The 19,504-nt window shown below is 39.1% G+C and carries 13 protein-coding genes; 11 read left to right on the top strand and 2 right to left on the bottom strand.

Annotated elements, in window-relative coordinates:
* Nucleotides 1–69: 69 nt before the first annotated feature.
* From H4J56_RS06330 to H4J56_RS06320, 3 genes are read left to right on the top strand one after another with little or no spacing between them, the layout of a single operon-like run.
* On the top strand, nucleotides 70–1,869 hold the full coding sequence (locus H4J56_RS06330) for an assimilatory sulfite reductase (NADPH) flavoprotein subunit (protein ID WP_182229922.1): 1,800 nt from the start codon (nucleotides 70–72) through the stop codon (nucleotides 1,867–1,869).
* A complete protein-coding gene (gene cysI / locus H4J56_RS06325; protein WP_220465204.1) occupies nucleotides 1,869–3,617 on the top strand; it encodes an assimilatory sulfite reductase (NADPH) hemoprotein subunit in 1,749 nt (582 codons plus the stop codon). Before H4J56_RS06330 ends, cysI begins: the two co-directional genes overlap by 1 nt.
* On the top strand, nucleotides 3,610–4,386 hold the full coding sequence (locus H4J56_RS06320) for a phosphoadenylyl-sulfate reductase (protein WP_157470904.1): 777 nt from the start codon (nucleotides 3,610–3,612) through the stop codon (nucleotides 4,384–4,386). Before cysI ends, H4J56_RS06320 begins: the two co-directional genes overlap by 8 nt.
* 1,015 nt (nucleotides 4,387–5,401) lie before the next feature.
* Here the strand turns inward: H4J56_RS06320 and H4J56_RS06315 are convergent.
* Nucleotides 5,402–6,316: a TIGR03899 family protein gene (locus H4J56_RS06315; protein ID WP_182214692.1), complete on the bottom strand. Its 915-nt coding sequence runs from the start codon at nucleotides 6,314–6,316 to the stop codon at nucleotides 5,402–5,404.
* Between the two features lie 267 nt (nucleotides 6,317–6,583).
* Here H4J56_RS06315 and H4J56_RS06310 point away from each other — a divergent pair, with 267 nt between their 5' ends.
* Nucleotides 6,584–8,806 carry an EAL domain-containing protein gene (locus H4J56_RS06310; protein WP_182243103.1) on the top strand — a complete coding sequence of 741 codons (2,223 nt, stop codon included), beginning with the start codon at nucleotides 6,584–6,586 and terminating at the stop codon, nucleotides 8,804–8,806.
* Between the two features lie 76 nt (nucleotides 8,807–8,882).
* On the opposite strand, the gene H4J56_RS06305 is transcribed toward H4J56_RS06310, so the two are convergent.
* Nucleotides 8,883–10,061, bottom strand: a complete 1,179-nt coding sequence (locus H4J56_RS06305) for an MFS transporter (RefSeq protein WP_182259028.1) — start codon at nucleotides 10,059–10,061, stop codon at nucleotides 8,883–8,885.
* 173 nt (nucleotides 10,062–10,234) lie between these two features.
* Here H4J56_RS06305 and H4J56_RS06300 point away from each other — a divergent pair, with 173 nt between their 5' ends.
* From H4J56_RS06300 to fadA, 7 genes are all read left to right on the top strand, one after another.
* Complete coding sequence (locus H4J56_RS06300; RefSeq protein WP_182214687.1) at nucleotides 10,235–10,918, top strand: ABC transporter ATP-binding protein; 684 nt, start codon at nucleotides 10,235–10,237, stop codon at nucleotides 10,916–10,918.
* Nucleotides 10,903–11,874, top strand: coding sequence for an HlyD family secretion protein (locus H4J56_RS06295; protein ID WP_182229924.1), 972 nt, complete (start codon nucleotides 10,903–10,905; stop codon nucleotides 11,872–11,874). The genes H4J56_RS06300 and H4J56_RS06295 overlap by 16 nt, the downstream gene beginning before the upstream one ends.
* Entirely contained in the window at nucleotides 11,867–13,024 is a 1,158-nt protein-coding gene (locus tag H4J56_RS06290; RefSeq protein ID WP_182214684.1) for an HlyD family efflux transporter periplasmic adaptor subunit, read from the top strand. Before H4J56_RS06295 ends, H4J56_RS06290 begins: the two co-directional genes overlap by 8 nt.
* A complete protein-coding gene (locus tag H4J56_RS06285) occupies nucleotides 13,021–14,232 on the top strand; it encodes an efflux RND transporter periplasmic adaptor subunit (protein WP_182214682.1) in 1,212 nt (403 codons plus the stop codon). The genes H4J56_RS06290 and H4J56_RS06285 overlap by 4 nt, the downstream gene beginning before the upstream one ends.
* Nucleotides 14,232–15,467: an ABC transporter permease gene (locus H4J56_RS06280; RefSeq protein ID WP_182214680.1), complete on the top strand. Its 1,236-nt coding sequence runs from the start codon at nucleotides 14,232–14,234 to the stop codon at nucleotides 15,465–15,467. The genes H4J56_RS06285 and H4J56_RS06280 overlap by 1 nt, the downstream gene beginning before the upstream one ends.
* A 420-nt stretch (nucleotides 15,468–15,887) precedes the next feature.
* On the top strand, nucleotides 15,888–18,056 hold the full coding sequence (gene fadB, locus H4J56_RS06275; protein WP_182214679.1) for a fatty acid oxidation complex subunit alpha FadB: 2,169 nt from the start codon (nucleotides 15,888–15,890) through the stop codon (nucleotides 18,054–18,056).
* Nucleotides 18,057–18,071: 15 nt separating this feature from the next.
* Nucleotides 18,072–19,235 (top strand): acetyl-CoA C-acyltransferase FadA, encoded by a 1,164-nt coding sequence (gene fadA / locus H4J56_RS06270; RefSeq protein ID WP_070374925.1) that lies wholly within the window; start codon nucleotides 18,072–18,074, stop codon nucleotides 19,233–19,235.
* Nucleotides 19,236–19,504 lie beyond the last annotated feature (269 nt).

The raw sequence follows: 19,504 nt of genomic DNA, 5'->3' as shown, positions 1-19,504 counted from the left end.
TATTCTTTTTATTATATGCAAAGTCAGTCTATTATTATTTTACTAAATTTAAATGGGCGAATTGACATTATGTTGCCAAACCAACAGAACTTACAAAAAACTATGCTAGATGCTGACCAACTTTCATCATTACAAAACGCTATTGGCAGTTACTCTCAGTTGCAGCTTGCATGGGCAAGTGGTTACTTAGCGGCTAAATCTGAAGGAGCATCGTTAAGCGTTAGCCCTACAGCTTCAGCTGTTGCAGCTCCTGCGCCTGTATTAACCATTTTATTTGGTTCTCAAACCGGAAATGCTAAAGGTGTTGCTAAAGCGTTAGCCGCACAAGCACAAGCAGAAGGTCTTACCGTCGACTTAAAAAGCATGAGTGACTTTAAGCCAAAAAGCATTAAAAATCTGACTCACCTATTAATTGTCGCCAGTACTAATGGCGAAGGTGAAGCACCCGATGATGCGATTGCTTTACATGAATACTTAGGCTCGAAAAAAGCGCCAAAGCTCGATGATTTACGCTATAGCGTTTTAGCCTTGGGCGACACTAGCTATGAGTTCTTTTGTCAAACGGGCAAAGACTTTGATGATTACTTAAGTAAGCTTGGTGCAAAACAGATTACCGCACGCGTTGACTGTGACGTTGATTACGAAGCTGAAGTAAAAGCATGGTCAGAGACTATTGTTAAAGATGTAAAAGCCTTGTTGGGTAATGAGATTGATAGCCATAATGTTGTGGTAATGCCAACACTTGGCGCGTCTAGCGAATATACTAAACAGGCGCCTTATGCTGCTGAGTTAAGTTTAAGCCAAAAGATCACCGGTCGTGATTCAGCAAAAGATGTTCGTCATATTGAAATCGATTTAGCCGATTCAGGTATCACCTATCAAGCCGGAGACGCTTTAGGTGTGTGGTTTGAAAATGACACCGAGTTAGTCGCCGAACTTATTGCAATACTTGGTTTGTCAGGTAATGAAAATATTGATGTTGGCGGTGAACGTTTATCACTGGAACAAGCATTAATTTCAACATTAGAAATTACTCAAACAGCGCCTAATTTTATTAGCTTTTGGGCGGATAAATCACAAGATAAAGCTTTGCTTACCTTGAGTGAAGATAAAAATGCTGCGCGTGAATATGCGGGTAACCATCAAATTATTGATGTAGTTAAAGCAGCTCCGGCGAAAGTAACAGCACAAGACTTTGTTGATGCGCTTAGAAAAATTACTCCACGTTTATATTCTATAGCCTCGAGCCAAGCTGAGGTTGAAGAAGAAGTACACTTAACGGTGGGCTTAGTTGAATACAGCGAAAATGATCAGTTAAGAAGTGGCGGTGCCTCAAGCTTTTTAGGTAAACGCTTAGCAGAAGGCGGCACAGTTAAGGTTTTCATTGAACACAACGATAACTTTCGCTTACCTGAAAATGGCGATACGCCTGTGATCATGATTGGCCCAGGTACTGGTATTGCTCCTTTTAGAGCCTTTATGCAAGAACGTGAAGCAAGCGAAGCAAGTGGTGATAACTGGCTGTTTTTTGGTGATCAAACCTTCACTCAAGATTTTTTATACCAAGTGGAATGGCAAGGCTATTTAAAATCAGGCTTGTTAACGCACCTTGATTTAGCCTTTTCTCGTGATCAAGCGGCAAAAATATATGTGCAAGACCGTTTACGTGAAAAAGCCAGTGAGATTTTTGCTTGGTTAGAACGTGGCGCACATTTATATATTTGTGGTGACATGAGCCGTATGGCAAAAGATGTTGAGCTTGCCTTGGTGGATATTATTGCTGAGCATGGCAAGTTGAGTACAGAACAAGCACAAGATTATTTAAAAGAATTGCGTAACGCCAAGCGTTTCCAAAAGGATGTTTACTAATGACTACAACAAATAAAGAAATCGTATTAACAGGTCCCGGACCGTTAATTGTAGAAGGTAAACAGGCTGATAACGAACGCTTAAAAGCAGATAGTAATTTTTTACGAGGGACAATTGTTGATGACTTAAAAGACCAAGTCACCGGTGGTTTCACTGCAGATAATTATCATATTATCAGAACTCATGGTATGTATCAGCAAGATGACCGTGATATTAGAACTGAGCGTAGTAAACAAAAATTAGAACCTTTGCATAATGTTATGTTACGAGCTCGTATGCCTGGCGGTATCATTAAACCAGAGCAGTGGTTGGCTATTGACAAATTTGCTCAAGAGAGCACTTCATATGGCAGTATTCGCTTAACAACACGTCAAACATTTCAATTTCATGGCGTGTTAAAGCCCAATATTAAATTAATGCACCAAACATTAAATAGTATTGGTATCGACTCAATTGCGACTGCTGGCGATGTTAACCGTAATGTTTTGTGTACTTCTAACCCTATTGAATCAGAACTTCATCAAGAAGCTTATGAATGGGCTATTAAAATTAGTGAACATTTACTGCCTAAAACACGTGCTTATGCAGAGATCTGGCTAGATGGCGAAAAGCTTGAAGGCCCTGAAGGTAAAGAGACACAAGAGCCTATTTTAGGCAGTAACTACTTACCACGAAAATTTAAAACGACTGTTGTTATTCCGCCACAAAATGATATTGACGTTCACGCTAATGATCTCAACTTTATCGCTATTGCTAAAGATGGAAAATTAGTTGGTTTTAACGTACTTGTTGGTGGTGGTTTAGCGATGACTCATGGCGATAAGTCAACGTATCCTCGCAAGGCTGACGATTTTGGCTATGTGTCTTTAGCACATACCTTAGATGTTGCGACCGCTGTTGTAACAACACAACGCGACTGGGGAAACCGAGTTAATCGTAAAAATGCTAAAACTAAGTACACACTTGACCGAGTGGGTGTAGAAACCTTTAAATCGGAAGTTGAGAAACGTGCCGGTATTACTTTTGAAACCTCTCGTCCATACGAGTTCACTGAACGTGGCGATCGTATTGGTTGGGTTGAAGGTTTTGACGGTAAGCACCATTTAGCCTTATTTATTGAAAATGGTCGCTTATTAGATAGCCCAGGTAAACCCCTTAAGTCAGGTGTTGCTGAATTAGCGAAAATACACAAAGGTGATTTTCGTATGACTGCTAACCAAAACTTAATTGTCGCGGGTGTAGCAACTGAAGATAAAGCACAAATTGAAAAAATTGCCCGTGAATATGGCTTAATGAACGACACGGTTTCAAAGCAACGTAAAGATTCTATGGCTTGTGTAGCATTTCCTACCTGTCCATTAGCTATGGCTGAAGCAGAACGCTATTTACCGGGTTTTGTTACCGACGTAGAAGGCATTTTAGCCAAACATGATATGAGTGATGAAAGTATTATTTTACGTGTGACTGGTTGTCCAAATGGCTGTGGTCGTGCGATGTTGGCAGAAATTGGTTTAGTGGGTAAAGGTCCAGGTAAATACAATATGCATTTAGGCGGCAACTTGGCAGGAACGCGAGTACCTAAAATGTATAAAGAAAACTTAAGCGAACAAGATATTCTTGATGAAATGGATATGCTAGTGGCTCGCTGGTCATCGGAAAGAAACAGCAATGAAGCGTTTGGTGATTTTACTATTCGTACCGGCATTATCGCAGAAGTGAAAAATAGTAAGCGAGATTTTCATGACTAAACCTATTATTAATAGTGCTGATATCGCTGCGGCAAAAGCACCGATTAATAACCGTTTTCCTGCGTCCTTACCTAAGCCTTGGCTTAACCAGTGGAACGAGCTATTAGAGCAGCAAACCGCGACTGAACGAGTTGAATGGTCGATGGAAAATTTACCATCGCAGTTCGTTTTGTCTTCTAGCTTTGGCATTCAATCTGCGGTTATGTTGCATATGTTGACGCAAGTCGATGCGAATATCCCGGTGATTGTTACCGACACTGGGCACTTGTTTCCTGAAACTTATCAGTTTATTGAACAGCTCAACGAACGTTTGAAATTGAATTTACACGTTTATAGCGCGACAGAAAGTGCGGCATGGCAACAAGCAAAATATGGCGAAGAATGGGCAAAAGATGAAACATCACTCAAAGCTTATAATCGCCGTAATAAAGTTGAGCCGTTAGAACGTGGTTTACATGAGCTCAATGCAGCAACATGGTTTTCTGGCGTGCGTCGTCAGCAATCAGAACATCGTGAAGGCTTGTCTGTAGTCAGTATTTTACGCGGTCGTTTTAAAGTACATCCTATTATTGATTGGAGTAATAAGGATGTACATGAATACCTAACTAAGCATAACTTGCCCTATCATCCTCTATGGGACCAAGGCTATGTATCGGTTGGCGACACACACAGTACACGGCCATTAACGTTAGGTATGAATGAAAGTGATACCCGCTTTTCTGGCATGGCCAGAGAATGTGGTCTACATACTGACGGTGACGGTATTTAAATAACGCCCAACTTAACGTTTACTATTAAGGACAAACATCTTAGATGCTTGTCCTTTTTTATGTTGGGTACTTTTTGTCGGGAAAAAAACTGCATTTCAGTATCTGTATTGGGATCTTGAAGTTTAGTAATGCGATCAGGTCGATAGTGACAGGGCTTGATGTGCACTCTTGTCGTCATGCTGAACTTGTTTCAGTATCTGTATTTTGGGGGTAAGTACAGATCCTGAAACAAGTTCAGGATGACGGGTTTATAGCAGAATGAAGGCTTATAGCAGGATAACATTGCTGGTAGCAGTATGAAGAGGCTTGCATCTTTATTGAGAGCTTGAAGTTTAGTGACACGATCTAGTCGATAGTGGTAGGGCTTGATGCCCACTCTTGTCGTCATGCTGAACTTGTTTCAGTATCTGTATTTTTTTTGGGGGGGAAGTACAGATCCTGAAACAAGTTCAGGATGACGGGAGGTATAGCAGAATGAAGGCTTTTAGCAGGATGGCGTTGCTGGTAGCAGTATGAATAGGCTTGTATCTGTATTGGGACCTTGAAGTTTAGTAACGCGATCAGGTCGATAGTGGTAGGGCTTGATGCCCACTCTTGTCGTCATGCTGAACTTGTTTCAGTATCTGTATTTTTTGGGGGGAAGTACAGATCCTGAAACAAGTTCAGGATGACGGGAGGTATAGCAGAATGAAGGCTTATAGCAGGATGGCATTGCTGGTAGCAGTATGAATAGGCTTGTATCTTTATTGGGATCTTGAAGTTTAGTGACACGATCTGGTCGATAGTGACAGGGCTTGATGTGAACTCTTGTCGTCATGCTGAACTTGTTTCAGTATCTGTATTTGGGGAGGAAGTACAGATCCTGAAACAAGTTCAGGATGACGGGGGTGGTAGCAGGATGACGGGGTTGGCAGTTATATGACGTTGCTTATAGCAGGATGACGGGGCTGTAGCAGTCAGAGGGGCTTGTATCAGTATCTACATTGGTGGCTCTCAAACCACCAATTCTTATCCTTATCCCTCTATAATTGAAAAATTTTCGCTTAATGCACTTTTTAAATGCTGTAAATAAACATCATCAATATTATCGCTGATCAGACGTGCTAGCTCGCTGCCTATTGGCGTAAATTTATAAAACTTCAGTACACAAGATGATTTTTTTGCGGTAAGCGTTAATGGCTTACCGTTAAAGTTAAAATGGAACGACTCTGACTTGTTCATTGGGCTAGACTCTGTCTCTTGAATAAAGACCAGATGATTATCAGCTAGAATTAATAAATCAGCATAGCTCAATGAAAATTGGTTGAAGGGTATATTCTGTTCTCTATTTTTATTAAAAAAGTTTAGTAAGCCAGGTGTCTGATAGGCTCCTGAAATAATACGTATATTTCTTTTTGTTTGTTCTGTCACCGCTAAACTACAGGCCTTTGCTAACAATTTCGCTTCCGTGATACTCATGGCACGAAAAACCTTGAGGGTTTTAGTGGAAAATGAACCGGGTTGTGATATTTCCCCTGCTAGTATTTTTGCCCACAAATTTTGCATGGTGGTATTACTGACATCTTCGGCGAGTTCGGTAAAGGTACTAAACCAATCAGCATCTGCTTTATGGGTAAACTCGGTAGCAGAACAGTAATTTACTGACTTTTTTATAATAGCTTCAAGATTCTCTTGTTTTCGTAATGCGGCAATCCGTGCTCTTTTTTGGGTTCTTTCTTCTAATGGCATCTGTTTTTCTGAAGAAATTAAGCCACCATCAAGTACAAAGTTTTTAGCCAAGGCAAGCAGTTGCATTTGGGAAGAAACACCGGCATTTTTTTTATTGCCGCTATTTTTAGCCGTAGATTCTGTTGTTTTTATTACTTCAGTGTTAACCGGTTCCTCAGCAATAACCAGCGGTGCAGTTGAGGGTTCGTTGATGTCTTTCATAAAAATTACCGTAACTAATATATTATTTTCATTACTATTTTTTCTAAGCATACGCTGGAAAATTAAAATCAGCAATATTCTCTTTATTCATCTAAACTTAACATAAATTAAGGAAGCAATTGAAATTATGAATATAATTGTAATTCTAGGTTGAATATTATTTAACTGACTCTTATTATGTAGTTTATTGGAAATATGATTCATAATAAAATTTGATGTGAAAAAAAACCTTAATCAGTAGTATTTTTCTGGTTAAATGAGGACGATATGCAGGCTTCTGAAAATAATAATGACGACTTTTTATTTATTGATGATAGTGATGAAGATGAAATTCTAAATGATGGCAGTGCTGAAACGTGGAAGGTTCTTATTGTTGATGACGATCCCGAAATTCACTCTGTTACTCAGTTAGCACTCTCAGATCTCGTCGTCTTAGGTAAAAATCTAGAGTATATACATGCTTACTCTGGGCGTGACGCATGTCTGCTTATTGAAGAGCACGAGGACATCGTTTTGGTATTACTCGATGTTGTTATGGAAACGGATGATGCGGGCTTAAATGTTGTAAAACATATTCGAGAAACTTTATCTCGTCAAGATATACGTATTGTTTTGAGAACCGGTCAACCAGGCTATGCTCCTGAAGAAAGTGTTATCAAAGATTATGATATCAATGACTATAAAACCAAAACAGAGTTAACTCGTCGCAAGTTAGTGACTACCGTTTATGCCGCTATTCGTTCATATCAACAAATTCATTCGGTTAATCAAAACCGCTTGGGCCTCGAAAAAATAATTAGTGCTACTGCTGACTTACTTGAACTGCACAGTATTCATGAATATGCAGAAGGTGTGTTGTCGCAATTAATTAAGTTGAGTAAGAGTCATTGCAGTGTTTTTTGTGCGCGTGGGCAAGGTATTATTGAGGGTTCTGACGATTTAAGCTTACATATCTTAGGTCAAATCGGTCATGACGCCGAACTGATTAATCAAAAAATTTCCTGCTTCGACAGAGATTCAGCACAAGATCGCATGAGTAGCTGTTTCACTCAAAAACAAAATAATTATGGTAGTGACTTTGCGGTATTGTATTTAGCAAGCGGTGGTTATCGCGCGGTTATTTATCTTGAAGTTGAGCAAGAATTAACTGATATTCAAATACAGTTAATTGAAGTGTTTTTAGCCAATGTTGCCATCGGTTATGAAAATGTTCACCTTTTTCAAAAACTACGTAATGCTGCCTATCGTGATTGGCTGACTGAGCTGCCAAATCGTTTAGAGTTTGTTAATTTACTCGACAAATTTAGTCAATCAGAAGAACCCAATCTTGTTGCCGCTTTAATAGATATAAATCACTTTAGTGATATTAATGATGGCTTAGGACAAGATTTAGGTAATAAGCTGTTGCTCGCTGTTACAGAGCGCATGAAAGAATTAGGAAAACATTGTCAGCTTGCTCGAATGGGTGCCGATGTTTTTGGTGTTATTGGTCCGGCTGAAAGTGTAAACCCTGATAAATTAATGTCATTATTTCATCGTTCGTTTACCGCGGGAGAACAACTATTACCTGTCACGGCATGTTTTGGGCTGTGCTCAAAAAGTAGTGCCGGTTCGCAAGGGGTAAAGGTTCTTAATCAAATAAATATCGCCTTGAATTTAGCCAAGAAAAGTAATCACGAAAATTTTGTTTATTACAAAAAAGAAATGGAAGATGAAACACTTTGGCGTTTAGGTATGATCAGGCAATTACGTACTGATTTTGCAGATAATCGTTTAGAGCTTTGGTATCAGCCTCAGCTTAGCTTAATTACCGGCAAGGTTATTGGCGCTGAAGCATTATTACGCTGGCGAACCGCCGAAGGAAAATTTATTTCACCGGCTGTGTTTATTCCTCTAGCAGAATATTCAGGGTTGATTGTAGAAATTGGTGATTGGGTTATTAACCAAGCCTGTAAACAAATAAAGGTATTAGAGCAACAGAAATTCGATCATGTTGGTATTTCTGTTAATGTTTCTATTCCGCAATTTAAACGTGATAACTTCGTTGACAGCATTATTCAAGCGACGATTAATCATGATGTTAAACCAAGTAAGCTCGAATTAGAGATCACTGAAAATATTTTAATGGATGAGCCACAAGTTGTTATTGATGCATTAGTTAAGTTGAAAGCTGAAGGTATTAGCATCGCGCTTGATGACTTTGGTACGGGCTATTCATCAATGAGCTATTTACAACAACTACCGCTTGACCGTTTAAAGGTCGACCGTTCATTTATTACGGGTATTGCAGAGCCAGGGCAGTCATTGATTGCAGATACGATTATTAACCTCGGTAAGCAAATGAACTTAAAAGTTATTGCTGAAGGTATCGAAGAGGAAGAACAACAAGCGCATTTAATCGCTCAAGGGTGTGACGAAGTACAAGGTTTCTTTTATGCTAAACCTATGCCTGCTGATGAGTTTTTAACCTTCTTACGTAACAATAAGTAATAAATACTGATTGTTGCTAGCTTGAATAAATTAAAGCCGAGATATAATGTCTCGGCTTTTTTATTGGCTAATATAGTTAAGATGTTTCTTGGTATCTAAACTCGACGCCTTCCCTTGGATGGCATGGAATAAAGTGCGATAAAATCAAAGAACAACAAGCAAAGCCAGCACCAATATAAAAGACCCATGACGGGTTATAAATCCACACTAAACCAAGCAACGCCGGAATAACCACAGCGGCAATATGATTAATTGAAAAACTAACGCCAGCACTTGATGCTAAATCTTCAGGCTTGGCTATTTTTTGAAAGTAGGTTTTAATCGCAATAGCTAAAGCAAAAAATAAATGATCTATCACATATAAGCTTGCTGCGATCGTCGAGTTTTCGACAAAGCCATAGGCAATAAAAATAGTAATTAAACCGATATATTCAAATTTAAGCACCCGACGTTCACCAATAATGCCAATCAATTTACCTATTTTTGCTGCGAATAACCAATTAAAAACATAGTTTATTAAGAATAATGCACTGATATCAGCAACGCTATAACCAAATTTTTCTACCATTAAAAAACCCGCGAATACGGTAAATATTTGGCGGCGCGCACCACTAAAGAAAGTCAAAGCGTAGAACAACCAATAACGTTTACGTAGTATAAGGCTTTTTTCTTGTTCGACCTTAACGGGAAACTCTTTAAAAGAAAGTGCCAAACAAATAGTGAGTACTAGGCCGAGTGCACCAAATAAGGCATAAGTACTTTGATAAGACCACGAGAACTTTTCCATCATCAACCAAATACTGCTAAAAGCGAGTAGTGATGCCGCTGATTTTACCGATAATAGACGTCCTAAAAAATGGGCTGTTTTATCTTTATCAATCCATTGCATGGTTAACGATTGGTTCACGGTTTCAAAATAATGAAAGCCAATAGACATGATAACAGTGGTGAGATACAAACCTAAAACAGAAGGAAAAAATCCGGTCATTATTACCCCAATAGCGGTAACGGCTAATGAAATAATGGCTAATTTTTGTTCTTTAATAAACAGTAGTACATAAATAACGGTAAAGGCTAGAAATCCAGGTATTTCACGGAGACTTTGTAAAATGCCAATTTCTTTACCGGTAAAACTGGCTTTTTCTATAACAAAATTATTGAGTAAAACCATCCAAACGCTAAATATTAGCGGCATAATAAATGCCATGGCGAGCAATAAATTCTCTGGTTTGTTGAAGCGTTCTTTAATTGACATTATTTTCCAATATTTGAGGCTGTAAATGCAGTCTTAATTGAAACAAATTATTACAGTTCAGCAGTATGTGATTAAAATTTAAAGCTATATATTGTTACGCGGGCTATTTTACCTTTATTTGTTAGATAAAAGTAATGGCATCAACAGGGATTAATTTTTATGGAGCGTAATAAGTGATCAAAATCGATAACATCAGTCGAATTTATGGTGAAGGTGAAACTCAAGTCATAGCCTTAAATAATGTTTCTTTAACCATTGAAAACAATGAATTCGTTGCGATAATGGGCACTTCGGGCTCAGGAAAATCAACCTTAATGAGTATCTTAGGTTGTCTCGATACACCGACTTCTGGTGAATACTTATTATCTGGTGAGTCAATAAAAAATATTGATGACGAAAGCCTTTCTAAGATCCGCAATCGTAAAATAGGTTTTATCTTTCAAACCTTTCATTTACTACCTCGTTTAACTGCCCTTGATAATGTTATTTTACCACTACGTTACAGTAATGCCGATCAAGAAGACGCCAAAAAACGTGGTATGGAAATGCTTGATAAAGTAGGTTTATCTTCACGTTGGCACCATAAACCCTTTGAAATGTCTGGTGGGCAACGTCAACGTGTTGCTATTGCTCGGGCGCTAGTAAATCGTCCAGAAGTGATTTTTGCAGATGAACCGACCGGTAACTTAGATTCTAAAACCTCTTATGAAATTATGGATTTACTCTGTGAGTTACATAATCAAGGACAAACTATTGTTATGGTGACTCACGAAGAAGATATTGCTGCGTATGCTGACAGAATGATCCGCATGAAAGACGGTAATATCATTGAGGACCGATTATGTATCAAAAACTAATATTATCAATCGCTATACTTGCTGTTAGCGGCTTCTCCTTAGCCGAAGGTCAAACTCCCTTGATTTTATCCGGTCAAATTAAAGCCAGCGACAATCAAACGTTTTACTCACCTAAAACAGATAGTTGGAATGTTCAAGTGCAATGGTTGCTACCAGAAGGTGATATAGCTGAAGAAGGCGATCTAGTTGTCGTCTTTGACAGTGGCTCAATTCAAAGTCAAATAGAACAAGAAAAAGTAAGCTTGATCGCCGCGAATGAAGAGTTATTTCGTTTGACTAGTAGCGCTAAGCAATCACTTTTAGAAGCGACTTACGGACAAAAGAGAACGGCTTTATTGCTTGATAAAGCACGAATTGATGCCGGTATTGCTGTTGTTCATTTAAGTGAATATGATTATCAGAAAAACCAACTTCAGCTTGAAAAATCGGTTGTTGCTAATGCGAAATCACTCGAAAATTTAAAGCAAGTCAAGGTCGCTAATCAGGTTGCCGTGACTAAGCAAAAAATTACGATTGTAAAGCATCAGGATAAATTACAATACAATGAATACAAACTCAAGCAGATGAGTGGCTATGCTGAGCGAAGTGGTCCGGTACTTTATGGGATCCATCCTTGGAGTGGTGAAAAAGTATTTGTCGGTATGACGGCGCAACCTTCTTGGGAAATTGCAAAAATTCCTTCGGTAAATGGCTTATATATTGAAGCTTGGGTGCATGAAGTTGACTATAAAAATATGCGTGTGGATAGCGTTGTCGATTTTAAGCTAGATGCTTTTCCACAATATAACCTTGTGGCTACATTAACCGAAATATCGAGCCAACCCGAAGAACGTAAAGAATGGGGCAACGATGTTTATTATCGCGCTGTGTTTTCTTTTACGCTTGATGAAGCCTTAACGTTATTACCGGGCATGAGCGCTCAATTAGAATTTACAGGAGTAAGCCCAAGTGAATAAATATTTTGCAATCATGTTGTTAGTATTGCTTTGTGCTTGTGAAAAAGCACCTAGCGAAACCGTGAAGTTAGAACAAGTGCGTCTAATTGTTACCGCGAGTGGAGAATTAGAGTCAAAACAAACGGCAATGATAGCACCACCGTCAGTTTCTGGTATGTGGCAGTATCAAATTAAGCAGCTAACACCGGAGAATACCCGTGTAAAAAAAGGCGAAGTGATCGTCGCCTTTGACAGTAAAAAGGTGGTGGATAGGTTGGTTGATAAACAAGCTGACTTAGACCGGGCGCAAAAAGAATTAGAAAATAAGAAAATTAAGGAAGAAGAATCAGAGCAAGAACTTATTCTCAGTATTGCTGAAAAGCAAATGGAATATGAAAAAGCGGAGCGTAAAGCCGATATTATTGATAACAGTCGCGCTGAAAATGATCGTAAAAAGTCTGTGATTGATTTTACTATTGCCGAAAATGATTTGTTTCTTGCGAAAGAGCGACTGACTTTTCATAAAAACAATAAAGCACTTAATTTAAAGTTAGCTAAAGGAAAAGTAAACCGTTTAACCGCAGAGGTAAATGATTTTAAAAGTGACATTGAGCGTTTGAAAGTTAAAGCACCGATTGATGGTATGGTTATCTACCGAGCTAATTGGCAAGGAGAAAAACCAGCGGTGGGTGAGAGTATTCAATTTGGCCAACCGGTTGTTGAACTTGCTGTTATTGAACAGATGCAATTAAAAGCACAAATTGCTGAACCTGACAGTGGTAAAATCAAACTTAATCAAAAAGTTAAAATTATGATTGATGGTACTCAAGAAATTGTTTTACAAGGTAGTATTGTTGAACTAGGACGTGTTTTTCGTGATAAGTCATCACAAGATAAACGCCGTGTTTTCGATGCAATCATTGCTTTTGAACAACCTAAAGATACGGTGATACGTCCAGGCATGACGGCGCGTATTGAGGTTGTTACCGCCATGATTGATAACGCGTTAACTTTGCCATCGCAGGCGGTTAAGTTAGAAAATGGCCAAGGGAGTGTTCGAATCACCGGTCTTTTTTCGGATCATGAAGAAACCATTGAGGTTGCTCATATAGTCGGAGATAAAGTGGTCATTAAAAGTGGCCTATCACAAGGAGATATAGTGGCTTTATGAAATATTCACAACAATCAATAATGAAAAAATCTTTTATCGTTAGTTTATTATCTATTGCAATAACCGCTTGTTCTGGGCAAGAAAACGCTCCTTTGTTATATGAGGTGACCAAACAAGACTTTATCGTTAATGTCCCGGCAAAAGGCGAACTGTTTGCAGCAAAAGCCACGGTAATAAATGCGCCAATGAGTCGACAAGGACCACAAAACATTTCATGGTTAGCACCAGAATTTTCACACGTTAAAAAAGGTGATGTTATTGCCCGCTTTGACGGTGAAGCGATGGAAATTCAAAGTAAAGATAGACAAAGTGAATTGTCGATCACCGAACAAGAAATTATTGAAAAAACTGGCATGCTTACTCAAGCACTTAACTCAATTAACAAAGATATTGGCGTGGTAGGTCAAGAGAAAAATTTTGCAGAAAATTTTTCAATCAATGATGATCAAATACGTTCGAAATTAGACATCCTTGATTCATTACAAAACACCCAGTACTTAGGGTCTAAAGAAGAATATCTTTATTGGAAAAATGATAGTTTCAGTAGCAGTTCAGCGGGAGATATGGGCTTGCTGGAAATGAAGCAAGCGCAAAGCAAAAGTAAATTAAAACAGTTAAGTGAAGGCCTAGCAAAACTTGAAGTTAAAGCACCGCACGATGGCTTACTTGCTTATAAAGCTAATTGGCGTGGAGAAAAACCACGTGAAGGCCAGTCATTATGGCCGGGGCAAAAAATTGCCGAGTTACCTGATATCAGTAACATGAAAGTTAAGTTATTCGTTTTAGAAAGTGAGGCGGTAAATTTAGCCGTAGATAAATCGGTAATCTTCTTTTTAAATGCTTATGCGGATAAACCGTTTAAAGGAAAAGTTGAGACAGTTGCCCCGTTTCCTACCTCGATAAAGCGTGGTGATCCACAAAAATATTTTGAAGTTATTGTTATTTTAGCCGAGCAAAATAGTGAGCTATTTGTACCCGGAAGAAAGTTAGAAGCTAATATTGAAATTATCGCCACCCGCCAAAAAATTATTATTCCGTTGCAAAGTGTTTTTGTCGAAGCAAAGCAGACGTTTGTCTACTTGTATAAAAATGGCGACTACACTTCATTACCCGTTACCTTGGGGCAGGCGAGTTTAAGCCATGTTGAAGTTTTATCAGGGCTTAAAGTAGGTCAGAAAATAGCATTAACCGACAAGGAGCATAGTTAATGAAATATTTAGCGATTTTTTTGGATACTTTTTCCGAGCTTGCTCAACATAAGTTACGCACGTTGTTAACTTTACTCGGCATGATTTTTGGCGTTGGTGCGGTTATCGCGATGCTTAATATTGGTGAAGGTGCAGAAGCTGAAGCGATGAAAATGATCGACTCGATGGGCTTACATAATTTAATCATTGAAGGGAAAGTTTTTGAAGAAAAAGAACTACAAGAACAACGTAAACACTCTCCGGGTTTAAGTATCAGAGACGGTGAGATTAGTGCGCGTTCATTACCTTTTGTTACTGCCTTTAGCGCGCAAAAACTTATCGATACTTACAGTATTTTCAGTGGTGAAGGGAAAAGTGATGGTGAAGCAACAGGGGTGAGTGCTAGCTTTTTTGCATTGTCTAAATTCCATGTAGCACAAGGGCGTTTACTCAACGACAGTGACGATAAAAACTTTTCTCAGGTGGCACTGCTGGGTTCATCAACCGCCAAACAGCTCTTTCCAAAAGGCAATGCCATCGGTCAAAATATTAAAATTAATCATCTGTGGTTTAAGGTGGTTGGCGTATTACAAGCGCCATTTTTAAAGAAACAAGAGTTTCAAGGCATAAAGCTCGGTGGTGACCAACGTCAGGTCTTTATTCCATTAAAAACCGCAATACATAAATTTGCTAGTAAAAAGCTAGCGAGTGAAGTCACCAGTATTAAACTTAAGCTTGATGAGAGTGTTGATCCTATTAGTGCAGCGCAAGCCGTGAGTCACTTGCTTAATCGTCGTCATAATGAAGTCGATGATTATAACTTAGTTATTCCTGCCGCATTATTGGCCCAGCAAAAACAAACACAGCAAATATTTAATATTGTCATGTCATGTGTTGCCGGTATTTCTTTATTAGTGGGCGGAATTGGTATTATGAATATAATGCTTGCTACTGTATTAGAGCGCACCAAAGAAATTGGCTTGTTGCGTGCGGTTGGTGCAACACAAAAAGATATTCGCTTACAGTTTATTGCTGAGAGTTTTACTATTTCAATTATGGGTGGCATCTTGGGGGTGTTTTTTGGGATTATGCTCTCAGAGCTTATTGCACTTTATTCTGAATGGGCGGTGTCATGGTCAACAAGTGCCATTATTTTGTCTTTTAGTATTTGTGCTTTAGTCGGTTTAACCTTTGGTGTTTATCCAGCCATTAAAGCGTCCAAACTTGACCCTATTGATGCCTTACAAAGTGACTAGTTAAGATAACCTATTCCCCCGTTATTATAGCTTAAAGCGTCATTAGTATTTGATGACGCTTTGCTCTTTATTTTTATCTGAAGATTATCGCCGCTTTTTAGTCGATAGTGCTAAGCGGCGAATGTTAAATTTATTTTATCGATTTATTTATCTAGCACGGGCTTTTAGGATTAAGTTTAGTCTCTTGTGTCTATCGTCTTTTAGGCCCTATTAATCAGCTTATACCGCGAGCCATTCTTTCTGTCTTAGTTAAAAAACCATAGATTAATACACCTAATTAAAACACCTGTTTAAAAAATTTGCATTTATTTTTCTTTCAAGGCACACTCAATCGTCTATTATTATAAAAACTGATCAGTTAAATTATCATTTAATTGAGTTCAGACCCTATTTTTATCCCACTAAACGAGGAAACTAGGCATGTTATTTCAAGGTCAAAACCTTTCTGCCGAATTACTGAATGACGGCATTGTTGAATTTAAATTCGATGCACAAGGCTCAGTGAATAAGTTTGATCAGCAAACTTTTAAAGAATATATCGAAGTGGTTGCTGCTATTAACAATTGTGCAGATGCTAAAGGCGTACTTGTAACGTCTGGAAAATCTAACTTTATTGTTGGTGCAGACATCACTGAATTTTTAACAATGTTCAAACTTCCTGAAGCGGAACTTATCCCTTGGATAAAAGGCGGCTCAGACGTTTTTGATTCATTTGAAGACATTAAGCTACCAACAATTGTTGCACTTAATGGTTTTGCTTTAGGTGGCGGTTGTGAAATGAGCTTAGCTTGTGACTACCGTATTGCTGATACAACATGTTCGATAGGTTTACCTGAAGTTAAATTAGGCCTGATTCCTGGTTTCGGTGGCACAGTGCGCTTACCAAGAATTATTGGCGCTGATAATGCTGTTGAGTGGATGTCTACGGGTAAAGCGTTTAAGCCTGAACAAGCAATGGCTGTTGGTTTACTTGACGCGGTCGTTGCGCCAGAGCATTTACGCGAAGCCGCTATTAACATGCTTAAACAAGCAATGTCTGGTAAGTTAAATTGGCAAGCTAAACGTCAACAGAAACTTGAAGCGTTAAAGCTTAGCCCTGTTGAATCAATTATGACCTTTAATACCTGTAAAGGTATGATTGCCGCTAAAGCCGGTAAACATTACCCTGCACCTATGATGATGGTAAAAACTATCGAAGCTGCTGCTTTACTCGGTAGAACAGAAGCCATGCTTATTGAGAATACAAACTTTGCTAAGCTTGCTAAAACTGATGCGGCTACGGCGCAAATTGGTTTGTTTATGGCAGATCAAGTCGTTAAAGGCAAAGCAAAAAAAGCCGCTAAAATGGCGACTAAACAAGTGAATAAAGCCGCTGTGTTAGGCGCGGGTATTATGGGCGGTGGTATTGCTTATCAGTCTGCTTATAAAGGCACGCCAATCATTATGAAAGACATTAATGATGCAGCACTTGATTTAGGCTTAAATACTGCTGCTGGCATTTTAACCAAGCAAGTTGAACGCGGTCGTATGAATATTAAGACTATGGCTGGCGTGTTAAATAACATCACACCAACCCTTAGCTACGATAGTGTTAAAGATGTTGATATCGTGGTTGAAGCGGTAGTCGAAAACCCTAAAGTAAAAGGTATGGTCCTTGCTGAAGTAGAAAGCTTTCTTTCTGAAGATGCCATTTTAACCTCTAACACCTCAACGATTTCTATCGATTTGTTAGCGCAAAGTGTAAAACGTCCAGAAAACTTCTGTGGTATGCATTTCTTTAACCCGGTAAACAAAATGCCATTGGTTGAAGTTATTCGTGGTAAAGCAACTTCTGAAGAAACCGTTGCGGCTGTTGTTGCTTACGCGGCTAAAATGGGTAAATCACCGATTGTTGTTAACGATTGTCCTGGCTTTTATATTAACCGTGTTTTATTCCCATACTTTGCTGGCTTTAGCCAATTAATGCTTGAAGGTGTTGATTTTGCTGCTGTTGATAAAATCATGGAAAAACAATTTGGTTGGCCAATGGGCCCAGCATACTTACTTGATGTGGTGGGTGTTGATACCGCTGATCATTGTACGGGTGTTATGTCATCTGGCTTCCCAACGCGTATGGCAAAAATTGATAATGACCCAGTAAGCACTCTATACAGTAATAAACGTCTTGGTCAGAAAAATGGCAAAGGCTTTTATGATTACGGTCAAGACAAGCGTGGTCGTCCAACAAAAGTAGCTTCAGCTGATGCTTACGCATTGTTTGAAAGTACCTGTGCAGACAAAAAAGAATTTAGTAGTGAAGACATTATTGCTCGCTTAATGATCCCTATGGTCAATGAAGTGGTGCGTTGTTTAGAAGAAGGTGTTGTTGATACTGCCGCTGAAGCTGATATGGGCTTAATTTACGGTATTGGTTTTCCACCGTTTAGAGGTGGTGCAATTCGTTATTTAGAAACGTTAGGTTTAACTAACTTTATTGCCATGGCTGATAAGTATGCGCATTTAGGTGAAATTTATCAGGTAACTGATGGATTACGCGAAATGGCCAAATCAGGTAAATCTTATTTCAACACCGACGTAAAAACAGCATAAGCTAAGGAGAAGAACATGAAAGAAGTAGTCATTGTAGATTGTATTCGTACACCAATGGGACGCTCTAGAGCTGGCGTTTTTCGTAACGTTCGTGCTGAAGGTTTATCAGCGCATTTAATGCAGCAACTATTAGTGCGTAACCCTAATTTAGATCCTTCATTAATTGAAGACATTATCTGGGGCAACGTTAAGCAAACTAAAGAGCAAGGTTTTAACATTGCGCGTAATGCACAGTTGTTAACAGACATTCCAAAAACAGTTGGCGCGGTAACAGTTAACCGTTTATGTGGTTCATCAATGCAAGCTTTGCATGATGCAACAACTAACATCATGTGTGGCCAAGGTGATGTATTCATCGTCGGTGGTGTTGAGCACATGGGACATGTTCCTATGATGTATGATGTAGACTTTGATCCGGCCTTGAGTAAGTACATTTCTCGTGCGGCTGGCAATATGGGTTTAACCGCTGAGTTACTCGGTAAGCAGTTCGGTATTACCCGTGAACAACAAGACGCTTTTGCGGCACGTTCACACAGAAAAGCTTATGAAGCACAACTTGCTGGTCGTTGGGACAATGAAATTGTTGCCACTCAAGGACACGATGCAATGGGCGCGTTAACCTTAGTTGAACATGATGAAGTTATTCGTCCTGAAACAACGATTGAAACGCTTGCCGGTTTACGCCCAGTGTTTGATCCAGTTAACGGTACAGTAACAGCCGGTACTTCTTCAGCTTTGTCTGATGGTGCATCAGCAATGTTAGTGATGTCAGCTGATCGTGCAAAAGAGCTTGGTTTAACCCCTCGTGCGCGTATTCGTGGTATGGCAGTTGCAGGTTGTGATCCGTCTACTATGGGCTTTGGTCCTGTTCCAGCAACGAAAAAAGCATTGAAACGTGCAGGTTTATCTTTAGCTGATATCGAATTAGCTGAATTTAATGAAGCCTTTGCGGCGCAAGCCTTATCGTGTGTTAAATCTCTAGGCTTAGAAGACCGTGCTGAAGATATGATTAACTTAAACGGTGGCGCTATCGCCTTAGGTCATCCATTAGGGTGTTCTGGCTCGCGTATCACGGGTACTTTATTGAACCTAATGGAAGGTCAAGACGTCAGCATAGGTTTAGCGACTATGTGTATCGGTTTAGGACAAGGTATTGCAACGGTAATTGAACGCGTTTAATTGTAAAATTTAACGGCATATTATCAAGATAAAAAAAACTCACTTCGGTGAGTTTTTTTATGCCTGTTTTGAAGAGCATCTCGACAAAATCGTACTTTATCTGTGCTAATTACTCAGTGCATAAATTAATTGATTATAAAGGGAAGATACAGAAAATGATGGGGGACGATTGCTTACAATATTAACGAATTAACGGGACCATACTTGGTCAGAAACGATTAAAGTTGAGTTAGATATCTCAACGTATAGTCGTTGTTATCGGTTTTATG

Source organism: Colwellia sp. BRX8-4 (genome assembly GCF_014077345.1).
Lineage (GTDB): Bacteria > Pseudomonadota > Gammaproteobacteria > Enterobacterales > Alteromonadaceae > Colwellia_A.
The sequence above is the reverse complement of the archived record's forward strand: the minus strand, read 5'-3'. Positions and strand labels throughout refer to the sequence as shown.

Excerpts from the sequence above, each read along its gene's own strand:
- H4J56_RS06280 (WP_182214680.1), top strand. The coding sequence starts at position 14,232 with ATGAAATATTTAGCGATTTTTTTGGATACTTTTTCCGAGCTTGCTCAA.
- H4J56_RS06285 (WP_182214682.1), top strand. The coding sequence starts at position 13,021 with ATGAAATATTCACAACAATCAATAATGAAAAAATCTTTTATCGTTAGT.
- H4J56_RS06305 (WP_182259028.1), bottom strand. The coding sequence starts at position 10,061 with ATGTCAATTAAAGAACGCTTCAACAAACCAGAGAATTTATTGCTCGCC.
- H4J56_RS06330 (WP_182229922.1), top strand. The coding sequence starts at position 70 with ATGTTGCCAAACCAACAGAACTTACAAAAAACTATGCTAGATGCTGAC.
- fadB (WP_182214679.1), top strand. The coding sequence starts at position 15,888 with ATGTTATTTCAAGGTCAAAACCTTTCTGCCGAATTACTGAATGACGGC.
- fadA (WP_070374925.1), top strand. The coding sequence starts at position 18,072 with ATGAAAGAAGTAGTCATTGTAGATTGTATTCGTACACCAATGGGACGC.
- H4J56_RS06295 (WP_182229924.1), top strand. The coding sequence starts at position 10,903 with ATGTATCAAAAACTAATATTATCAATCGCTATACTTGCTGTTAGCGGC.
- H4J56_RS06315 (WP_182214692.1), bottom strand. The coding sequence starts at position 6,316 with ATGAAAGACATCAACGAACCCTCAACTGCACCGCTGGTTATTGCTGAG.
- cysI (WP_220465204.1), top strand. The coding sequence starts at position 1,869 with ATGACTACAACAAATAAAGAAATCGTATTAACAGGTCCCGGACCGTTA.
- H4J56_RS06310 (WP_182243103.1), top strand. The coding sequence starts at position 6,584 with ATGCAGGCTTCTGAAAATAATAATGACGACTTTTTATTTATTGATGAT.
- H4J56_RS06320 (WP_157470904.1), top strand. The coding sequence starts at position 3,610 with ATGACTAAACCTATTATTAATAGTGCTGATATCGCTGCGGCAAAAGCA.